Source organism: Nocardiopsis prasina DSM 43845, assembly GCF_000341265.1.
GTDB lineage: Bacteria > Actinomycetota > Actinomycetes > Streptosporangiales > Streptosporangiaceae > Nocardiopsis > Nocardiopsis prasina.
On record NZ_ANAE01000143.1, the window covers coordinates 49,787 to 69,988 of the forward strand.

Genomic DNA, 20,202 nt, shown 5'->3' on the forward strand with positions numbered 1-20,202 from the left:
CACCTCACCGGGAGCACCCATGCCAGGGCCTGACGACGACCGCCGCGCCACCTTCCTCGACGACCTCGACCTGCTGCCCGACACCACGAGCGACGAGCGCTCGGAGGGGTGGGGCGACAGCGACGAGGACTCCACCGCGCGGCTGATCGCCGACCGTCCCCCGCACTGGGGCTGACCTCCGGCGCCGAACCGGGCCCGGCCCCTCGGCGCCCGGCCGGGGCGGGTATCCGTGGAACCACGGGTGCCCGCCCCGCCGTCGCTTCCGCGGCCCCCTCGCTCTGGCCAACCCGAATCGCGTTCTGCGAAAGTGGGGCCATGCGATCCCTCTACATCGACGGCGCCTGGCGTGACTCCGCCTCAGACGAGGCCCTTGACGTGGTCAACCCGGCGACCGAGAAGGTCATCGACACCGTTCCGGCGGGTGCCGCCGCCGACGTCGACGCCGCGGTCGAGGCCGCCGCGTCCGCTCTCCCCGCCTGGTCCGCGCTCACCCCGGGCCAGCGCGTCACCCACCTGTCCCGCGCGCGGGAGCTGTTCGACACCCGCCTCGACGACGTCGCCCGGCTGCTGACCACCGACATGGGCGCGCCCGCCACCTTCGCCACCAAGGTGCAGGCCGGTCTGCCCTCGCGCATGTTCGGCACCTACATCGACCTGGTCGAGGAGCACGGAGAGCGCTACTTCGGCGGCGAGGAGGTCGGCAACTCCCTGGTGGTGCACGAGCCGGTCGGCGTGGTCGGCGCCATCACCCCGTGGAACTACCCGCTGCACCAGATCGTCCTGAAGGTGGTCCCCGCGCTCCTCGCGGGCAACACCGTGGTCCTCAAGCCGAGCGAGGTCGCCCCGCTGAGCGCCTACTGGCTGACGGAGATCCTCCACGAGGCCGGTCTGCCCGCGGGCGTGTTCAACCTCGTCTCCGGTACCGGGCCGGTGGTGGGCGAGGCGATCGCCGCCCATCCGAGGGTGGACATGGTCTCCTTCACCGGCTCCACCCGCGCCGGGACCCGGGTGTCCCAGGTCGCCGCCGAGACGATCAAGCGAGTCGCCCTGGAACTGGGCGGCAAGTCGCCCAACGTCATCCTGCCCGGAGCCGACCTCACCAAGGCGGTCAAGCGCGGCGTCGCCGACGTCATGCGCAACACCGGCCAGAGCTGCAATGCCCTCACCCGCATGCTCGTGCACCGCGACTCCTATGAGGAGGCAGTGGAGCTGGCCGCCGCGTCCGCGGCCAAGTACGTGCCGGGCGACCCCGAGGACGAGGCCACCCGGCTGGGTCCGCTGGTCTCGGCCGCGCAGCGGGACAAGGTCCGCGCCTACGTCGACCTCGGAGTGGAGGAGGGCGCGCGCCTGGTCACCGGGGGGTCCGAACCCGTCGAGGAGCGGGCCGTCGGCTACTACGTCCGCCCGACCGTCTTCGCGGACGTGCGCAACGACATGCGCGTCGCCCAGGAGGAGATCTTCGGCCCGGTACTCGTCCTCATCCCCTACGACACGGTGGAGGAGGCGGTGGGGATCGCCAACGACACCGTCTACGGGCTCAACGCCGCCGTGTGGGCCGGGGACCCCGACGAGGGCCTGGCCGTCGCCCGTCGCCTCCGGGCGGGGCAGGTGGAGCTCAACGGCGGGGCCCTGAACCCGCGTGCCCCCTTCGGCGGGTACAAGCGCTCCGGCAACGGACGCGAGTGGGGCCTTCCCGGACTGGTGGAGTTCTGCGAGGTCAAGGCCGTGCAGAGGTGACCCCTGTGTCCGGTCTCACCACCCCCCACCAGGTACTCCCGGAATCGGACCCGGTGACGCGCGCGTTGTGCGGTGTGGAAAGATTCCGACTGGTCATCCCCTGGTCGAACCCAATCGAGGTGTGAGTTGAGCAGCAAGCCCGCGGTCTCCAAGGCAGGTCCTCTCGGTAAGGACCTCAAGTCGATCCTCGTCTACAACCTGATCGCCATCCTGTCGATGGCCGGCTTCGCCGTCCTCGGTCTGAGCGTGGCGGCGGCCGCCGCCGGGGCCTGATCCCCCGCGCGACCCACACGACGCGCGCCGCGCCCCTCGCCGGTCACACCGACCGGGTGGGGTGCGGCGTCGTTTGTTCCCGGGAGCTGTCACACTGGTGACGTGCGTGTTTACCTTGGATCAGATCATGCGGGCTTCGAGCTCAAAGAACACCTCGTCTCCTGGTTGAAGGAGAACGGCCACGAGGTCGTGGACGCCGGACCGGCCGTCTACGACGCGGTCGACGACTACCCTCCCTTCGTCCTGCGCGCCGCCGAGGGCGTCGCCAAGGACCCGGGTTCCCTGGGCGTCGTGATCGGCGGCTCCGGCAACGGTGAGCAGATCGCGGCCAACAAGGTCACCGGCGTCCGCGCCGCCCTGGCCTGGAGCGAGGACACCGCCAAGCTGGCGCGCGAGCACAACGACGCCAACGTGCTCGGCATCGGCGGCCGGATGCACTCCCTGGAGGAGGCCACCCGGTTCGTGGAGCTCTTCCTCGCCACGCCGTACAGCGACGAGGAGCGACACACCCGCCGTATCGCCATGCTGAGCGACTACGAGCGCACCGGCGAGCTGCCCCCGCTTCCGTAACCCGTCTCTCCGGCCCCGCTCCGAGCGGGACCGACCGTTCGTCCCCGCGTGCCCGGCACGCGGGGACGAACGCGTTCCGGGCGCCGTGGGTCCGTGTCCGGTTCGGGACCGGGGGTCCTGTCGCCCTCGGGGGTCGTTGTGGGATCCTTGCCCGGGAGTGGCCCGCGCCGTCCGGTGTGGGTTCTTCGCGAAACGCGCGAGCGCGCCCGGGACACACCCGGCCGGCCTGCCGTGTCCGGGAGAGGGGAGGGGTCCCGAAATCACCGGGAAGTTCCCCTACGGGTACGTGAGTCCGACCCCGCGAACACGGGTTTAGGCGGAACCCAAACCCGGGGTTATGGGGCGGATCGCCGCTGGTAGTACGTGCCAGGCCAGCACCCCAAGCGCTACAGTTCGTGCACAGCGGCGGGCCATCGTAGTCCGAGACACCGTGTTGTCCGCGTCCATCGGTGCCCGCCCCTCGGCGGAACCAGCCTCCGCGATCCGGGCCGTGCCCCCACACGACTCCCCCTCCGCCGACCCAGACACAGGCCCCGACGCGACCATGAGCGCACCGGTGTGCCGTACCCCGACCAGGAGTGACCCCCGCGGGTGAGCGGGCGTGCCGAGCCTAGAGGATCAATGAACCCCACACCGACCGCCAGGACCACCCGACTGCTGCGATCCACCGTGCAGCGCATCGTCGCGGTGCTCCGGCGCAAGGTGCTCTTCCGCTATCGTCTCGTACTCATCACCCTGGTCGCCATCGCCGTGGGCATCGGGGTCGGCGCCGTGTGGGGTCCCACCGGCTGGTTCCCGCCCAGCTCCACCATCCTCACCGTCCTCGCGGGCGGGCTGTTGCTCAAGCGCAAGAGCCTCGCCTTCCTGCTCGGTGTGGTCGTCGCCGTGCTGCTGTTCGTGGCCTTCATGCTCGACTTCGGCCAGGTCGGCCCCGGCCTGGTGGTCACCATCGGAGTCACCGGGGTCCTGTCCTACCTGCTGTCCGGTGTACGCGAACGCCTCGGCGTCCAGGGCCTGAGCGGCGAGATGATGCTGCTGGACCTGCGCGACCGGCTGCGCGACCAGGGCAAGCTCCCCCCGGTCCCCGCGGGCTGGGGGCGCACCGCCGTCCTGCGCCAGGCGGGCGGCTCCTCGTTCGGCGGCGACTTCGTCGTCTCCATCCGCCGCGAACACCGGCTCGACATCGCGGTCGTCGACGTCTCCGGCAAGGGCGTGGACGCCGGGACCCGGGCCCTGATGCTCTCGGGCGCCTTCAGCGGCCTCATAGGAGCCGTCCCCGCCAGCGACTTCCTCGCCCACTGCAACGACTACCTCATGCGCAACAGCGGCGGCGAGGGCTTCGTGACCGCCGTCCACCTGAGCGTGGACACCGAGACCGGCGAGTACCAGGTCGCCTCGGCCGGGCACCCGCCCGCCCTGCACTTCGACGGCGGCGGCGGGGTGTGGAGCACCACCGAGGCCAAGGGCGTGGTGCTGGGCGTCATCCCCGAGATGACCTACACCTCAGTCCAGGGCAAGCTGCGGCCCGGCGACGCCATCATGCTGTGCACCGACGGCCTCATCGAGACGCCCGGCGAGGACCTCGACGCCGGTATCGACCGTCTCCTCGGAGCCGCCGAATCGCTGGTCACCCAGGGGTTCGCCACCGGCGCCAGCGAGGTCGTGGACACCCTCAGCAAGGACAAGAACGACGACTGCGCGCTCGTGGTCCTCTGGAGAACCTGACCCCCGGCCGCCTCGGCACCGGCAGGGGGTGAGTCGCCCCAGCCGTTCCTGGCGGTAGGGTCGACATGTTCCCCGACCCCGGTACGAGGTCTTCGTACCCGTTCACGGACCACCGTGCCCGCCCCTCTCCGCCCCCTGGGCGCCGACGCCCGCACGGACCAGCACACCAGTGACCAGGGGCCGGACCGGGTCCCCAGGACCCGGACCTACCGGATTTTCGCGGCCCCGCGGGCGTGCCCGCCGGGCGATGGAGACGCAAGGGGGTGCTTCGCATGGACGGCGAGCGCGCTGAAGAACTCACGGACCTGGTCGAGATCAACGACCTGACCGGGATCAGGCTCTGGTTGGCCGAACACAGGCCCCACGAGATCGCGGACGAACTGGCCCGCATGTCCAGCGGCGAGGCGATCATCCCCTTCCGCCTCCTGGACAAGGACCGTGAGCTGGAGGTCTTCGAGGAGCTGGATCCCGGCCAGCAGCAGGCCATCCTCCTCGGCCTGCGCGGCACCGACTTCCACGACATCCTGGAGGAGATGGACCCGGACGACCGGGCCCGCCTCATCGGGGAGGCCCCGGCCAAGATCGCCACCCGGGCGCTGGCCGGGCTGAGCCCCGCCGAACGCAAGATGACCGCCGCGCTCCTGGGCTACCCCGAGGACTCGGTCGGCCGGTACATGACGCCGGAGACCGTCATCCTGCACCGGGACCTCACCGTGGGCCGCGCTCTGGAGGTGGTGCGCGCCAAAGGAGCCGACGCCGAGACCATCTACACCCTCCCGGTGGTCAGCGACGGCCGTCGGCTGCTCGGCACCATCACCCTGAGCGACCTCGTGGTCAGCGACGACGACCGCGTCCTCAAGGACCTGGTCGACGTCCTCGCGCCCCGGGTGGGCGTGAGCGAACCGGTCGAGGACGCCGCCCGACTCATCCAGGAGGCCAACCTGGTCTCCCTCCCGGTGGTGGACTCCGAGGACCGCTTCGTCGGTCTGTTCACCTTCGACGACGCCCTCGAGGTCATCGAGGCGGCCGACTCCGAGGACATGGCCCGTCAGTCCGGTGCCAGCCCGATCGACGACCACTACGTGTCCGTCGGGGTGCTGCGCCTGGTCGGCGCGCGTTCGGTGTGGCTGATGCTGCTCATCGTCGCGGCGACCCTGACCGTCAACGTCATGCAGGTCTACGAGGCCACCCTGGAGGAGGTCACGGCGCTGGCGATGTTCGTCCCGATGCTCATCGGCACCGGCGGGAACGTGGGCGCGCAGTCGGCCACGGCGATTGTGCGCGCCCTCGCGGTCGGTGAGGTTCGGGTACGCGACCTCCCCTCGGTGATCTGGAAGGAGAGCCGGGTCGGTCTGCTCCTGGGCGTCATGCTCGCGGGGATCGCCCTGGTCATCGGGTCGGTGCTGGTCGGCTTCGACATCGCCGTGGTGGTCGCCCTCTCGGTGATCGCCATCTGCACCTGGGCGGCGATCATCGGCTCCGCGATGCCCCTGCTCGCCCGCAAGGTGGGGGTGGACCCCGCCGTGGTCTCCTCACCCATGGTCGCGACGCTCGTGGACGCCACCGGTCTGCTCATCTACTTCTCGGTGGCGCGCATGGTGCTGGGGTTGTGACCCGAGGCTGACGTTTCGCTTGAAGTGGGTGGAAACGGGTATCGCACCAACAGGCAGGACGCGTCTGAGGGGGATTCGATGTCCGATACCGGAGATACGTTCAACCGGCTCAAGAAGGCCGTCAACGACCACGCCGACAAGGCCGAGGGGGTCGTCGGCAAGGTGGCCGACGCCGCCAAGAAGGCGACCGGCGGGTCTCACGACGACAAGATCGACAAGGGGGCCGGGGCCGCCACCGACTATCTGCGCAAGCGCGCGCAGGAGAACAAGAAGGACAAGGGGCAGGAGTAGACGCGGGGGTTCGGGCCCGTGGAACGGAACGGATGGGGCTGGCCCACAATGGGGCATGGCCTCATCCGTTCCTCGTCCCGTGCCCGTCCTCCTCGCCCGGCTGCGCATGCCCCTCATGTGGGTGGCGATGGCCGCGCTCCTGGCCGGCTACCTCGGTCTGTCCTGGTGGGTCGGCGGGACGCTGCTGGGGGTGGCGCTCGCGGTGCACCTGCGACTGGGCACTCCGAGGTGCGCGCCGCGCGTACTGGCCCCGCCGGTGCGGGGCCGCTGGATGCCGCTGACGAGCCCCGAGGACCACGTCCCCAGCCAGGGCACGCACGCCTACGGGCAGACGTACGCGCTGGGTCTGGTCGCCGAGGACGGTACCCGCCCGGACATCGGCTGGCGGCCGCTCAGCCGCCCGCCGGAGGACTTCCCGGCCTACGGAGCCCCCGTGTACGCACCCGCTGCGGGAACCGTGGTCCGGGTGAACGACCGCCAGCGCGACCACCGCAGCCGCAACTCCTGGCCGTGGCTGTTCGGCACCGTCGTGGAGAACACCCTCCGCGAACTGCGCGGACCCTCGGGGCTGATCGGCAACCACGTGGTCATCGACGTCGGCGGCGCCCACGTGCTCCTCGGACACCTGCGCAGGGGTTCCGTCACGGTGGCCCCGGGAGACACCGTGGTGCTCGGCCAACGCGTCGCCGCGTGCGGGAGTTCCGGCGCCTGCACCGAACCCCAGGTCCGGGTGCAGCTCATGGACCTGGCCCACCCGCTGTTCGCCGCGGGCCTGCCCATGGTCTGGGGGAGGGGCTGGAAGGCCGGTGACCCGGAGAACGAGGGGCTTCCCGAAACCTGGCGGCCGGTGGAGGTGGTCGGAACCGACCACGTCAGTGCTGGTCAGGGCGGTGTCCCGGAGGAATATCCTGAACTGAGGTAAGGCAAGCCTCATGAGGGGGTGTGGTGAGCGCGATCGACGGTACGCCCTGCAAGCTCACGGTCTGTCGGGGCTGCTGCTGCGGCACACGCAAGAAGGTGCCCGGGGTCGACCACAAGGCGCAGCTCGCCCGTCTCAGCGCCATCGACGACCACGCCGCCCGCCGCGTCCCGGTCCGCACCAGCAAGTGCCTGGGCATCTGCTTCCAGGCCAACGTCGTCGTGGTCCAGCCCTCCCGTCAGGGCCGTGCTGCCGGAGGGAACCCCGTCTGGCTGGGCCGGATGACCGAGGACCGTCTCCTGGAAGCGCTCGACGACTGGATCTTCGACGGCGGTCCGGGTATCGCCCCGCTCCCCGTCCTGTTGGAGGAGCACGTGACCTCCAAGGACGCCAAGAAGCCGAAGAAGCCCAAGAAGTCGAAGAAGAAGTCGGAGCAGCTCGGGGGCACCGAGCCCGGCAAGAAGGACAAGAAGAGCAAGAAGGACAAGAAGCGGGCCAAGAAGGCCGAAAAGAAAAAGAAGGAGAAGGCTGGGAGGGCGTGAGGGGGCGACCCCGCCGAGCACTCCGACGGAGCCGCCCCCGAACCCGCTACCCCGACTGGGACGCGAACTGGGTGCGGTACAGGGCCGTGTACAGCCCGCCCGCCTCCAACAGCTCCTCGTGCGTGCCGCGTTCCAGGACGCGCCCGTCCTCCAGCACCAGGATCTGGTCCGCCTCGCGGACCGTGGCCAGCCGGTGCGCGATCACGAGTGAGGTCCGGCCCTCCAGCGCCACCGACAGCGCCTCCTGCACCGCCGCCTCGGACTCGGAGTCCAGGTGCGCGGTGGCCTCGTCCAGGACCACCACGGACGGCGCCTTCAACAGCAGCCGCGCGATCGCCAGGCGCTGCTTCTCCCCGCCCGAGAGGCGGTAGCCGCGGTCACCGACCATCGTGTCCAGGCCGTTGGGCAGCTGGTCCAGGAGAGCCCCGAGCCGCGCCATCCGCAGCGCCTCCTCCAGCTCCGCGTCGGTCGCCTCCGGCCGCGCGTAACGCAGGTTGGCGCCCACGGTGTCGTGGAAGAGCTGCGCGTCCTGCGTCACCACGCCCACCGCCTCCCGGAGGGAGTCACTGGTGGTCCCACGGAGGTCCAGGCCCCCGATCCGCACCGCTCCCTCCCTCGGGTCGTACAGCCGTGAGACCAGGTGGGTGAGGGTGGACTTGCCCGCCCCGGACGGCCCCACCAGGGCCACCATCTGACCCGGCTCGGCGCGGAAGGACACCTCGCTCAGCACCTGGGTGTCGTCGGCGGCCTCGGCCTGCGGGGTCAGCTCCAGGGACGCCACCGACGTCTCGGAGGCGCCCGGGTAGCGGAAGGACACCCGGTCGAACTCCACGCTCAACGGCCCGGCGGGCAGCGGCCTCGCGTCCGGGCTCTCCTTGATCTGCGGCTCCAGGTCCAGCACCTCGAAGACGCGGTCGAAGGAGACCAGGGCCGTCATGATCTCCACGTGCACGTTGGACAGCGTGGTGATCGGCCCGTAGAGCCTGGCCAGCAGGGTGGTCAGCGCCACCAGGGTGCCCACCTCGAAGGCACCGTCCACCGCGAGCACACCGCCCACGCCGTAGACCATCGCCATGGCCAGCGCCGTGATGGTGGCCAGCATGGTGAACAGCAGACCGCCGATCACCGACTGGCGCACCCCGAGGTCACGCACGCGGGCGGCTCGGTCGGAGAAGGTGCGGGACTCCTCGTCGGGCCTGCCGTAGAGCTTGACCAGCATGGCCCCGCCCACATTGAACCGCTCGGTCATCAGCGAGCTCATCGCGGCGTTGTTGTCCATCGCGTCGCGGGAGATGTTCGCGAGCCTGCGCCCCAGCAGCTTCGCCGGGACGATGAATAGCGGTACCAGGACCAGCGCCAGCAGCGTCACCTGCCACGAAAGGGCCAGCATGGTGATGAGTACCGCCACCACGCTGATCAGGTTGGAGACCACCGACTGGAGGACCGAGGTGATGGCGCGCTGCGCGCCGACCACGTCCGTGTTCAGCCGACTGATCAGCGACCCGGTCTGAGTGCGGGTGAAGAAGGCGATCGGCATCCGCTGCACGTGGGAGAACACCTGGGTGCGCAGCAGGTAGATGACGCCCTCACCGATCCTGGAGGACAACCACCGTCCGGTCAGGGTGATGACGCCCTCCACGAGCGCCAGAACGGCCGCCGCGACGGCCAGCCAGACCACCACCGAGGTGTTCCCCGGGATGATGCCCTGGTCGATGATGGCTCGTAGGAGCAGCGGGTTGGCCACGACCACGGCCGCGCCCACCGCGGTCACCGCGAGGAAGAACAGGATCTGCCGCCAGTGCGGTGTCGCGTAGGACAGCACACGTCTGGTGAGCCCCGGGGGCAGTTCCTGCCCCCGCGCGCTTCCGTCGTTGACCAGTGCCCTGTAGGAGGGCCTCCCTGACATCATCCGCAGCCTCGATTCCGTTCACCACGTCGCCATCCAAGCCTCAACACCGGAGGGAGGGCGCTGCTTCCCTGGTCCGGTGTGGGATCGCCGGGGACGTCGGTGGGAACAGGGGCCTCAGAGGGACGAGGCGAGTCGGCCGAGTGCCGCGGTGGTGGAGCGGCCGGGCGTGAACGGCAGTTCCCAGGTCTGGGCGCCCAGGGCGTCGGCGCCCCGGATCTTGGCCTGCGTGTAGCGGTCCCCGGCGGTGAAGGCCAGCGCGGCGGGGGAGAGGGGCCGGAGCAGTTCCGCGTAGGCCGCCCAGTCGGCGACCGAGGGCGGGCCCTCGATCACGAAGGACCCGGCCACACAGCCCAGGGCGGCGATGGTCTCGGACCGTTCCGCGTCGGGGTTGACCGGGCGTCCAGGACCCTTCCAGGCCCGGACGCGCTCGTCGGACTCGATCCCCACGACGAGGGGGAGGCCGCGGGCGGCGATGGACTGGAGGAAGCGCACGTGCCCGACGTGCAGGACGTCGAAGACCCCGGTCACCACGACCGGTCGCTCCAGCGGTTCCGGTCGCTGGAACCACAGCAGGCGCAGCGGCGTCGCCTGCTCGCCTGTGCCGTCCGTGTCCGTCATCTGGCCCCCGTTCCACCGAACCCGAGTGGCGCCCGTTCCAGGTCGTGCCGACGGGTCCGCCCGAAAGGTCAACGTACCCGCTTGAGGCCGGTATTCCGCTTCGTGGCGAGGTGAAACCGAACAGTGTTCTGTGGGTGTGGGCCACGTCACCGGGAACCGTGGCCGTCGGGGGTGAGTCCCATCACGGGAATCGAGGACGAGAGGAAGAGGTGTCCATGTCGTGGACGGTGCTGATCGAGGAGATTCGGGGGAGCGGTGAACGCCAACGCTGGGGGCTGGTTCCGTCGGTGCTCGGTGGCCAGCGCAACGCCAGCTTCGACGACCGGGAGGAAGCCAGGGCGGAGGCCCTTCGCCTGACAGCGGCGCATGTTCCTGGCCACCCGTGGTCGGAGCGGGACCGTCAAGCCTACCGGGTCTCTCCCGACGAGTACGTCGTGAACGTGGACGGTGCCACGACCGAGTTCCACTTCCGCGTCACCGTGGCCGAGCGGATCGTTCCCGGAGGCTAGGGGAGCGGTCCGGAACCCCTGGGCCGCCGACTCTTCCGGGTTCGGTGGTGCGGGGGTCTCGGGGGGCGTCCCCCGGGTGGAACGGCGAAACGAGCTGGTGCGGATGGGCACACGGCTCGCTTCGAGTGGTGCGGGGGTTTCGGGGGGCGTCCCCCGGGTGGAACGGCGAAACGAGCTGGTGCCGACAGGCACACAGCTCGCTTCGAGTGGAGCGGGCGACGAGAATCGAACTCGCATGACCAGCTTGGAAGGCTGGGGTTCTACCATTGAACTACGCCCGCGTGGCATCGGAGCCCCTGAGTTTCCTCTAGACTCGTGGAGCCGATGGAGACAAGAGTACAGTCTCTGGGGCGTTGGTCGCACACCCGTTTTCGGGTCGTGTGTCCGCGCCGGGTGACGGGGTGTAGCGCAGCTTGGTTAGCGCGCATGCTTTGGGAGCATGAGGCCGCGGGTTCGAATCCCGCCACCCCGACGAAACCGTCCGCGGCGGTTCGGCCTTCGGGCCGTGCGCCGTGGCCCCCTGTCTGTCTGCCCTAGACTTGGTGCGATCAGCAGGAAACTGTAAGTCCCAGCCCGTCGCAGGGCACCCCGAAGGAACGTGGTCATCACCGACCGGGGGTGCGCGCGTGCATACGCCGTTCGTGTGGTGCGCCTGCGGGCCGACGCGGACACCAGCCGGCAAACCTAGGAGTACCGCCCCGTGAAGACCGATGTCGAGGAGCTCAGCCCGACCCGGGTCAAGCTGACCATCGAGGTGCCCTTCGAGGAGCTCGAGCACGCTTTCGACGTGACCTACAAGTCGCTCGCCAAGCAGGTTCGGATCAAGGGCTTCCGCCCGGGCAAGGCACCGGCGCGGCTGATCGACCGCTACGTCGGCCGTGGCGCGGTGATCAGCGAAGCGGTCAACCACGCCGTTCCGGAGCTCTACAACGAAGCCATCCAGAAGGAGGAGATCTTCGCGCTCGGCCAGCCCGACGTGGAGGTCACCAAGCTGGAGGACAACGACGAGCTCGCCTTCACCGCCGAGGTCGACATCCGACCCAAGTTCGAGGTGAAGGACTACAAGGGCATCGAGGTGACCGTCGACAGCGCGACCGTCACCGACGAGCAGGTCGACGAGCAGATCGGCACCCTGCGCGAGCGCTTCTCCACCCTGGTTGGCGCCGACCGTCCCGTCGAGGACGGTGACCACCTCTCCATCGACCTGGTCGCCGCCATCGACGGTGAGAAGCTCGAGGACGTCGCCGTGAGCGGCTACTCCTACGAGGTCGGCACCAACACCATGCTGGAGGGCCTCGACGAGACCCTGCGCGGCATGGAGTCCGGTGGCGAGGCCACCTTCAAGACCACCCTCGTCGGTGGTGAGCACGAGGGCAAGGAGGCGGACGTCACCGTCACCGTGCACTCGGTGAAGGTGAAGGAGCTGCCGGAACTGGACGACGAGTTCGCCCAGCTGGCCTCCGAGTTCGACACCATCGACGAGCTGCGTGACGACGTGCGCAAGCGCATGGCCGACGTCCGTCGCATGCAGCAGCTCTCCGCCGCCCGTGACAAGGCGCTCGAGAAGCTGATCGAGTCCGTCGAGATCCCGCTGCCCGACGCGGTGGTCGACGAGGAGATCAACCGTCGTCGCCAGAGCCTTGAGCAGCAGCTCGCCCAGAGCGGTCTGACCAAGGAGGCCTACCTCGAGTCGCAGGAGAAGACCGAGGAGGAGTTCGAGGAGGAGCTGAAGACCGGCGCCAACTCGGCGGTCAAGGCCGGCTTCATCCTCGACCAGCTGGCCCTCCAGGAGGACCTCAGCGCCGACCAGGGTGAGCTCAGCCAGTACGTGTTCGAGCAGGCCCAGCGCATGGGCGTGAGCCCGGACCAGCTGGCCCAGCACCTGGTCGAGTCGAACCAGATCCGCGTCGCCTTCACCGAGGTCGTCCGCGGCAAGGCCATGGACGTCGTCCTGGCCGGTGCCAAGGTGACCGACGAGGACGGCAACGTCGTCGAGCAGGAGATCGTCGAGGCCACCGACGACCAGGCTCTGGCCGAGGCCGTCAAGGCCGCCGCCGCTGCCTCCGCCGAGGTCACCGAGGCTGACAAGGCCGAGGAGACCGCTGAGGCCGCCGAAGCCGACGAGGACGCCGACAAGGCCGACTCCAAGTAGTCCGAGGCTTCACGGCGCCGCGAGGCACCATGGCTCTCAGGGGCCCTGGCCGACCCGTAACGGGACGGCTGGGGCCCTTTCCCTTCCGTTCCTGGCGCGTTGTTCGCTGTCAGGAGAAAGGGTGTGTTCCCGACCGGCCGCACCCTGCGCTCAAAGCGAACAGGGACGGTATCCGGACGAGCCTGGCGTCTGTCGGCGTTAGTGTCGCTGTATCGCAACCGTTTCGATTCCGGAGCAGGTGACGAGAGTGCCGCCGACCTTTGATGAGTCCCAGCGATTCGACGCTCGTACGTCGGATCAGCAGCTTTCCCCTTTTATTGAGCAGACGCCTCAGCGCCTGTTGCGCCAGCGAATCGTGTTCCTCGGCCAGCAGGTCGACGATGACATCGCCAACCGCCTCGTCGGTGAGCTCCTGCTGCTGTCCGCAGAGGACCGCCAGCGGGACATCACGATGTACATCAACTCGCCGGGTGGATCCGTGACGGCGGGTATGGCGATCTACGACGTCATGCAGTACATCCCCAACGACGTGCGCACCGTGGGTATCGGTATGGCCGCGTCGATGGGCCAGATGCTCCTGTGCGCCGGTGCGCCCGGCAAGCGTTACGCGCTGCCGCACACCCGCGTCATGATGCACCAGCCGTCCGGTGGCATCGGGGGCACCGCCTCCGACATCCGGATCCTGGCTGACCAGCTGCTCTACGTGAAGAAGATGTTCATCCAGAAGATCTCCGAGCACACCGGGCAGTCGGTCGAACAGATCGAGAAGGACGCCGACCGGGACCGCTGGTTCACGGCTCAGGAGGCCAAGGAGTACGGCTTCATCGACGAGGTGCTCGAGGGCACGCTCGACGTGACCAGCTGACAGTCCTGAGCTGACCTGGCCCAGTCCATGAATCGGCGCAGTGCGTGGAAGGCGTGAAATGACCGAGTTCAACCCCAGTCTCATCGGCGGCGCGGCCTCGATGGCTCCTCAGAGCCGCTACGTCCTGCCGTCCTACGTGGAGCGTACGTCGTACGGCGTCAAGGAGATGAATCCGTACAACAAGCTCTTCGAAGAGCGGATCATCTTCGTCGGCGTCCAGATCGACGACACTTCGGCCAACGATCTGATGGCCCAGCTCATCACCCTTGAGCAGCTCGACTCCGAGCGGGACATCCAGATGTACATCAACTCGCCGGGCGGTTCCTTCACCTCCCTCATGGCGATCTACGACACCATGCAGTTCGTGCGCCCCGACATCCAGACGGTGTGCATCGGACAGGCCGCGTCGGCCGCCGCGATCCTGCTGGCGGGCGGCACCAAGGGCAAGCGTGGTGCCCTGCCCAACGCCCGGATGATGATCCACCAGCCTGCGACCGAGGGTATGCACGGTCAGGCCAGCGACATCGAGATCCAGGCCAACGAGATCACCCGTATCCGTACGCAGCTGGAGACCACTCTGGCCAAGCACACGGGTCGCTCCCACGAGCAGGTCTCGAAGGACATCGAGCGGGACAAGATCCTCACCGCCGAGGAGGCAGTGGAGTACGGTCTCATCGACTTCGTCCTGCCCTACCGCAAGGCCTCCCTGAAGTAACGGGGAAAACGGCTGCCGTGTCCTCCCCGGCCGGGGCGTCTCGCGAACGCGAGGAGCGCCCCGGCGGGGGAATCCGGCGCCACGAAGTACTCACCGGTCCGGTTTCTGACCCGCCTGGGACAGCCCGGTGGTGAAGCCGGTCCGGTTTTTCGCTTAGTCTGGCGGAGAGCGACACACAGATCGCCCCGTTCGTGGCTGGCTGTCGCGAACGGACACACGGGAGTCGAGTCCTTCCGTCCGTTCGGCGCCGCGTACGCCCGGAACGGGGCGGCCTTAGTTTTGAGGAGTGGCTGGGTGGCACGCATCGGCGACGGCGGGGACCTGCTGAAGTGCTCATTCTGCGGTAAGAGCCAGAAGCAGGTGAAGAAGCTCATCGCTGGCCCCGGCGTGTACATCTGCGATGAGTGCATCGATCTGTGCAACGAGATCATCGAAGAGGAACTCGCCGACGCCACCGAGCTCACGTGGGACTCCCTTCCCAAGCCCCGGGAGATCTTCGACTTCCTGGACTCGTACGTGATCGGTCAGGAGCAGGCGAAGAAGGCCCTCTCGGTGGCGGTGTACAACCACTACAAGAGAGTGCGCTCGGAGACCGACCGTCCCGGTGACGAGGACGTCGAGATCGCCAAGTCGAACATTCTCCTGCTGGGGCCGACCGGTTCGGGCAAGACCCTGCTGGCACAGACCCTGGCGAAGATCCTCAACGTCCCCTTCGCCATCGCGGACGCCACCGCCCTCACCGAGGCGGGCTACGTGGGCGAGGACGTCGAGAACATCCTCCTGAAGCTGATCCAGGCCGCTGACTACGACGTCAAGAAGGCCGAGACCGGCATCATCTACATCGACGAGGTCGACAAGGTCGCCCGAAAGAGCGAGAACCCGTCGATCACGCGTGACGTCTCCGGCGAGGGTGTCCAGCAGGCGCTGCTGAAGATCCTGGAGGGGACCACCGCGAGCGTGCCCCCGCAGGGCGGCCGCAAGCACCCGCACCAGGAGTTCATCCAGATCGACACCACCAACGTGCTGTTCATCTGCGGTGGCGCCTTCGCGGGTCTGGAGAAGATCATCGAGTCCCGCACCGGGCAGCAGGGCATGGGCTTCAACGCCACGCTGCGGCCCAAGAGCGAGATGGCCGGGACCGCGTTGTTCGGCGAGGTCATGCCGGAGGACCTGCTGAAGTTCGGGATGATCCCGGAGTTCATCGGTCGTCTGCCGGTGATCACCAGCGTGCACAACCTGGACAAGGCCGCGCTGATCCAGATCCTCACCGAGCCCCGCAACGCCCTGGTCAAGCAGTACCAGCGGCTGTTCGAGCTGGACAACGTCGAGCTGGAGTTCACCCAGGACGCCCTGGAGGCCATCGCCGAGCAGGGCATCATCCGGGGGACCGGAGCCCGTGGTCTGCGCGCCATCATCGAGGAGGTCCTGCTCTCGGTGATGTACGAGGTGCCCAGCCGGGAGGACGTCGGCCAGGTGATCATCACCCGTGAGTCGGTGGAGCAGCACGTGAACCCGACGATCGTGCCGCGCGCCCAGCTGGAGGCGGACGAGGGCGGTCGTCAGGAGAAGTCGGCCTGACCGCCGGACCGGCCGCCGCGAGCGGCTGACGCCGAGCGGCGGAGCGCCGAGGGCTCAGGGGCGCCCTTCCCCACGGGAGGGCGCCCTTTCCCGTGCCTGGGCTTCTCGTACCTGGGCGGGAGCCGGGCGCTGCCCGGGTTCGGCCCGGTCACTCCCCGCCCTCGAGAACCCCCTCCATACGGGCGATCTCGGTGTTCTGCTCGGCGATGAGGTCGTTGGCCATCCGCAGGACCTCCTGGTCCTTGCCCTCGGCCATCGCCTCCTCCGCCATCGTGACCGCGCCCGCGTGGTGGGCGGTCATGAGCTCCACGAAGAGCTGGTCGAAGTCGTCACCCTCGGCGTCGGCGAGGCGGCCCATGTCCTCGTCGGAGACCATGCCCTCCATGTCGTCGTGGTCCACCTGGAGGTCGCAGGCGACCACGGCGTCCTCGGTGGAGTGGTGGCTGCCGTCGCCCTCCAGACCGCAGAAGTTCTGGTGGGCCGGGTTCTCACGGGCGGGGCCGAAGACGTTGACCTCCAGCCAGCTCTCCATGGCGGAGATCTCGGGGCCCTGGGCGGCCGCGATGCGGTCGGCGATGCGCTCGATGCCGTCGCGCTGGTAGCGGTCCTCGACCAGGTCGGTCATCTCCAGCGCCTGGCGGTGGTGCTCGATCATTTTCACCAGGTAGGTGACGTCGGCCTCGTTGTGGCCCTGCTCCTCGGCGAGGGCGGCGATCTGGTCCGCGGTGGCCGGGGTCGAGTCCTCCCCGGGGGCGCCGGGGGCGATGACGTTGGCGGACTGCTGTTCCTCGTCACCGGTACAGGCCGAGACTCCGAGCAGCACGAGGGCGGTTCCGGCTGCGAGTGCCAGGCGACGCACGAGGTCTCCTCCAGGGGTGGGGGTCGGCGGGCCGGGTGCCCGCCGGTGTCGGCTGACCCGACGTCCTGCGGGTTTTTTACTCACTCGAAGGGTGTTTTGTCCAGTGCCGCGGGTGTGTCGGGGCGGTCGTGTCCGTTCGTGAACTCCCTGCGGTGTCCGTTCTCGGCGTTTCGTCTGGCTTGTGTATGACAATGAGGGTACAACCCATTGTAGTCAAGTGACGTCTTTGGGTGGTTTTCGGGGGTGGGTGCATGGCTTCGGTAACGGGACGGCGCAGAGGAACGGTCGCGGTCGCCTCGCTGGTCGCGGCGGCCGGGCTCGCGGTCCCGGGCGCCAGCGCCGACGACGGTGTGACCACCGGCGGGGGCGTGGTGCACCTGGCCAACGTGCCCAAGCCGGAGACGCTGGCCAGGTCGCCCAACTCCGATCTGGCGTTCTCCGGTGACTACGTGATCGGGGGCAACTACCACGGTTTCGTCGTCTACGACATCTCCGAACCGGAGTCCCCGACGATCGTCTCCGAGGTGCTGTGCCCCGGCGGCCAGGGCGACGTCTCGGTCAGCGGGGACCTCCTGTACTTCTCCGTGGACTACCCGCGGGCGAACGACGAGTGCGGGGCACCGTCCGCCCCGGCCACGGAGGCCGACGCCTTCGAGGGGCTGCGGATCTTCGACATCTCGGACAAGGCGAACCCGCGGTACGTTGCGTCCGTGGCCACCGACTGCGGTTCCCACACCAACACCCTGGTGCCGGGCGCGGACGGGCGAAGCGACGTGGTCTACGTGTCCTCCTACTCGCCCGCGGAGGTTTTCCCCAACTGCCAGCCGCCGCACGACAAGATCTCCGTCATCGAGGTGCCGCACGAGGCCCCCGAGGAGGCGGCCGTCGTCAACGAACCGGTGCTGTTCCCGGACGGCGGCCACAGCACCACCACCGGCTGCCACGACATCACCGCCTATCCGGCCCGAGGCCTGGCGGCCGCGGCGTGCCTCGGGGACGGCCTGCTGCTGGACATCACGGACCCGATCCACCCGGAGGTCGTGGAGCGCGTCCAGGACGAGAACTTCGCGTTCTGGCACTCGGCGACCTTCACCAACGACGCGAGGAACGTGGTCTTCACCGACGAACTCGGCTCGGGTTCCTCGGCGACCTGCAACGAGAGGATCGGCCCCGAGCGCGGTGCCAACGCCGTCTACTCGCTGGACACGTCGGGAGAAAGCCCCGAACTGGAATTTCGGAGCTACTACAAATTGCCCCGACACCAGACCGATACCGAGAACTGCGTGGCGCACAACGGTTCCCTGATCCCGGTCCCGGGCCAGGACTACTTCGTCCAGTCCTGGTACCAGGGCGGGGTCTCGGTCATCGACCTGACCGACCCCGACCGGCCCGTCGAGGTGGGCTTCTTCGACCGCGGCCCGTTCGACCCGGACCAGCTGCGCACGGCCGGATCCTGGTCCGCGTACTACTACAACGGGCACGTCTACTCGTCCGACATGGAACGCGGGCTGGACGTCCTGGCGCTCACTGACCCCCGGTTCGACGGGGCGGAGTCGGCGGTGCTGGACGAGTTCAACCCGCAGTCGCAGCCGGAACTCCCGAACGGCTAGCCGGACCGGGTGCGGCGGTGGTCGCCGCACCCGGAACCGGGCCCGTCTGGACACGGTGCGTAGGGGGATCGGGTCAGCTCGACACCGTGTAAACAACCATGTTTCTTTTGTTTCCCTCTATACATATTGATGTTGAGCTGTGTACGTTCTTCCTGTTTCGCTCCATTAGGAATCAGGAGTACGCATGGCGTCGTCCCCCGGCCCCTCCCCTTCGAGACGCTTGCGGTACCGACGCGGCTCCACCGGCCTCGCTCTCGTCGGTGCCACCGCCCTGACCTTGGGCCTTCTCGGCCCCGCCGCCGCCTCGGCGGACCGGACCCCCTTCGAGAGCGACGCCGAGACCAGCGCGAACGTCACTCACGTGACCAACGTCCCGAAGTCCGAAGCCATGGGTGACTACAACACCGACCTGGCGTTCACCGGCGATTACGCGATCGGCGGCAACTACAACGGTTTCGTCGTCTACGACATCTCCGAACCGGAGTCCCCGACGGTCGTCTCCGAGGTGGTGTGCCCCGGCGGCCAGGGCGACGTCTCGGTCAGCGGCGACCTCCTGTACTTCTCCGTGGACTACCCCCGGGCCAACGACGAGTGCGGCGCCCCCGCCGTCCCCACCACCGACCCGAACGGGTTCGAGGGCATCCGCGTCTTCGACATCTCCGACAAGGCGAACCCGGCCTACGTCGCCGCCGTGGCCACCGACTGCGGATCCCACACCAACACCCTGGTGCCCGGCAAGGACGGTGAGCACGATTACGTGTACGTGTCCTCGTACTCGCCTTCGGCGAACTTCCCCAACTGCCAGCCGCCGCACGACAAGATCTCGGTCATCGAGATCCCCGTGGACGACCCCTCCGAGGCCGCGCTGGTCAACGAACCCGTCCTGTTCCCGGACGGCGGCAACCACAACACCAGCGGCTGCCACGACATCACCGCCTACCCGGAGCTCGACATCGCCGCCGGGGCGTGCATGGGCGACGGCATCCTGATGGACATCTCCGACCCCGCCCACCCCGTGGTCACCGACGTCGTCCGGGACGACAACTTCGCGTTCTGGCACTCCGCCACGTTCACCAACGACGCGGGCACCGTGATCTTCACCGACGAGCTGGGCGGCGGTGGCGGCGCCATCTGCACCGAGGACTACGGAGTCGAGCGCGGAGCCAACGCCATCTACACCGTCGGCGGCACGGACGGAACGCCCGAACTGGACTTCGAGAGCTACTACAAGATCCCGCGCGTACAGAGCGCCACCGAGAACTGCGTGGCGCACAACGGTTCCCTGATTCCGGTCCCGGGCCAGGACTTCTTCGTGCAGTCGTGGTACCAGGGCGGGGTGTCGGTGATCGACTTCAACGACCCGGCCAACCCGCGCGAGATCGGCTACTTCGACCGGGACCCGATCGACGAGGACAAGCTCGTCCTGGGCGGTTCCTGGTCGGCCTACTACTACAACGGCTACGTGTACTCCTCGGACATCACCCGGGGCCTCGACGTGATCCGGCTCGACGACCCGCGCCTGCGCTCCGCCGCGCGCGTCACCTACGACGAGTTCAACCCGCAGTCGCAGCCGAGCTACCGACCGGGCCGCTGACGCGCGACACGACCTCTCCCGGTGGCTCCTCCTGGGGAGTCAGGGCAAACGGGAGAGCGCGGGGCCGTGGCCCGACGGCCACGGCCCCGCCGCGTCCCGCCCCCCAACCCGTCCCCCAACCGA

Annotated in this window: 19 protein-coding genes and 2 tRNA genes; 17 read left to right on the forward strand and 4 right to left on the reverse strand. The window is 68.8% G+C overall.

Annotated features, from left to right (window positions below; all coding sequences use genetic code 11):
• Positions 1-19: 19 nt before the first annotated feature.
• The 9 genes from D452_RS30905 (at position 20) to D452_RS0116130 (ending at position 7,670) form a co-directional block, all read left to right on the forward strand.
• The gene (locus tag D452_RS30905) at positions 20-175 is read left to right on the forward strand and encodes a hypothetical protein (protein WP_017545179.1); all 156 of its coding nucleotides are present in this window, start codon (positions 20-22) and stop codon (positions 173-175) included.
• Between the two features lie 140 nt (positions 176-315).
• Entirely contained in the window at positions 316-1,737 is a 1,422-nt protein-coding gene (locus tag D452_RS0116095; protein WP_017545180.1) for an aldehyde dehydrogenase family protein, read from the forward strand.
• Between the two features lie 126 nt (positions 1,738-1,863).
• Entirely contained in the window at positions 1,864-2,010 is a 147-nt protein-coding gene (locus D452_RS30910; RefSeq protein ID WP_017545181.1) for a hypothetical protein, read from the forward strand.
• A gap of 102 nt (positions 2,011-2,112) precedes the next feature.
• Complete coding sequence (locus D452_RS0116105) at positions 2,113-2,580, forward strand: ribose-5-phosphate isomerase (protein ID WP_026129371.1); 468 nt, start codon at positions 2,113-2,115, stop codon at positions 2,578-2,580.
• Positions 2,581-3,201: 621 nt separating this feature from the next.
• Complete coding sequence (locus tag D452_RS0116110; RefSeq protein WP_017545183.1) at positions 3,202-4,305, forward strand: PP2C family protein-serine/threonine phosphatase; 1,104 nt, start codon at positions 3,202-3,204, stop codon at positions 4,303-4,305.
• Positions 4,306-4,577: 272 nt separating this feature from the next.
• Positions 4,578-5,918, forward strand: a complete 1,341-nt coding sequence (mgtE, locus tag D452_RS0116115; RefSeq protein WP_017545184.1) for a magnesium transporter — start codon at positions 4,578-4,580, stop codon at positions 5,916-5,918.
• 78 nt (positions 5,919-5,996) lie between these two features.
• Positions 5,997-6,209 carry an antitoxin gene (locus D452_RS0116120; RefSeq protein WP_017545185.1) on the forward strand — a complete coding sequence of 71 codons (213 nt, stop codon included), beginning with the start codon at positions 5,997-5,999 and terminating at the stop codon, positions 6,207-6,209.
• A gap of 55 nt (positions 6,210-6,264) precedes the next feature.
• Entirely contained in the window at positions 6,265-7,131 is an 867-nt protein-coding gene (locus D452_RS0116125; RefSeq protein ID WP_017545186.1) for a peptidoglycan DD-metalloendopeptidase family protein, read from the forward strand.
• 20 nt (positions 7,132-7,151) lie between these two features.
• Entirely contained in the window at positions 7,152-7,670 is a 519-nt protein-coding gene (locus D452_RS0116130; RefSeq protein WP_017545187.1) for a (2Fe-2S) ferredoxin domain-containing protein, read from the forward strand.
• A gap of 46 nt (positions 7,671-7,716) precedes the next feature.
• Here the strand turns inward: D452_RS0116130 and D452_RS0116135 are convergent, their stop codons facing one another.
• Together D452_RS0116135 and D452_RS0116140 are read right to left on the reverse strand one after the other, a co-directional pair.
• Entirely contained in the window at positions 7,717-9,579 is a 1,863-nt protein-coding gene (locus tag D452_RS0116135) for an ABC transporter ATP-binding protein (protein ID WP_017545188.1), read from the reverse strand.
• Between the two features lie 114 nt (positions 9,580-9,693).
• A complete protein-coding gene (locus tag D452_RS0116140) occupies positions 9,694-10,197 on the reverse strand; it encodes an adenylyltransferase/cytidyltransferase family protein (RefSeq protein WP_017545189.1) in 504 nt (167 codons plus the stop codon).
• A gap of 215 nt (positions 10,198-10,412) precedes the next feature.
• Between D452_RS0116140 and D452_RS0116145 the strand changes: the two genes are divergently transcribed.
• The gene (locus D452_RS0116145; protein WP_017545190.1) at positions 10,413-10,706 is read left to right on the forward strand and encodes a hypothetical protein; all 294 of its coding nucleotides are present in this window, start codon (positions 10,413-10,415) and stop codon (positions 10,704-10,706) included.
• A 207-nt stretch (positions 10,707-10,913) separates the two neighbouring features.
• Here the strand turns inward: D452_RS0116145 and D452_RS0116150 are convergent.
• Positions 10,914-10,987: transfer RNA gene (locus D452_RS0116150), tRNA-Gly, on the reverse strand.
• Between the two features lie 116 nt (positions 10,988-11,103).
• On the opposite strand from D452_RS0116150, the gene D452_RS0116155 reads away from it, so the two are divergent.
• The 5 genes from D452_RS0116155 to clpX all read left to right on the forward strand — a co-directional run bounded on the left by D452_RS0116155 (position 11,104) and on the right by clpX (position 16,016).
• Positions 11,104-11,178 (forward strand) — tRNA-Pro (locus D452_RS0116155).
• 228 nt (positions 11,179-11,406) lie between these two features.
• On the forward strand, positions 11,407-12,858 hold the full coding sequence (gene tig, locus D452_RS0116160; protein ID WP_017545191.1) for a trigger factor: 1,452 nt from the start codon (positions 11,407-11,409) through the stop codon (positions 12,856-12,858).
• A gap of 316 nt (positions 12,859-13,174) precedes the next feature.
• On the forward strand, positions 13,175-13,723 hold the full coding sequence (locus tag D452_RS0116165; protein ID WP_082206236.1) for a ClpP family protease: 549 nt from the start codon (positions 13,175-13,177) through the stop codon (positions 13,721-13,723).
• A gap of 58 nt (positions 13,724-13,781) precedes the next feature.
• Positions 13,782-14,438, forward strand: coding sequence for an ATP-dependent Clp protease proteolytic subunit (locus D452_RS0116170; protein WP_017545193.1), 657 nt, complete (start codon positions 13,782-13,784; stop codon positions 14,436-14,438).
• A 294-nt stretch (positions 14,439-14,732) separates the two neighbouring features.
• Positions 14,733-16,016 (forward strand): ATP-dependent Clp protease ATP-binding subunit ClpX, encoded by a 1,284-nt coding sequence (gene clpX, locus D452_RS0116175; RefSeq protein WP_017545194.1) that lies wholly within the window; start codon positions 14,733-14,735, stop codon positions 16,014-16,016.
• A gap of 148 nt (positions 16,017-16,164) precedes the next feature.
• On the opposite strand, the gene D452_RS0116180 is transcribed toward clpX, so the two are convergent.
• Positions 16,165-16,875, reverse strand: a complete 711-nt coding sequence (locus D452_RS0116180) for a DUF305 domain-containing protein (RefSeq protein WP_017545195.1) — start codon at positions 16,873-16,875, stop codon at positions 16,165-16,167.
• A gap of 251 nt (positions 16,876-17,126) precedes the next feature.
• Here D452_RS0116180 and D452_RS0116185 point away from each other — a divergent pair, with 251 nt between their 5' ends.
• Together D452_RS0116185 and D452_RS0116190 are read left to right on the forward strand one after the other, a co-directional pair.
• Positions 17,127-18,485 (forward strand): LVIVD repeat-containing protein, encoded by a 1,359-nt coding sequence (locus D452_RS0116185; protein WP_017545196.1) that lies wholly within the window; start codon positions 17,127-17,129, stop codon positions 18,483-18,485.
• A 184-nt stretch (positions 18,486-18,669) separates the two neighbouring features.
• A complete protein-coding gene (locus D452_RS0116190) occupies positions 18,670-20,079 on the forward strand; it encodes an LVIVD repeat-containing protein (RefSeq protein ID WP_026129374.1) in 1,410 nt (469 codons plus the stop codon).
• Positions 20,080-20,202: the final 123 nt, after the last annotated feature.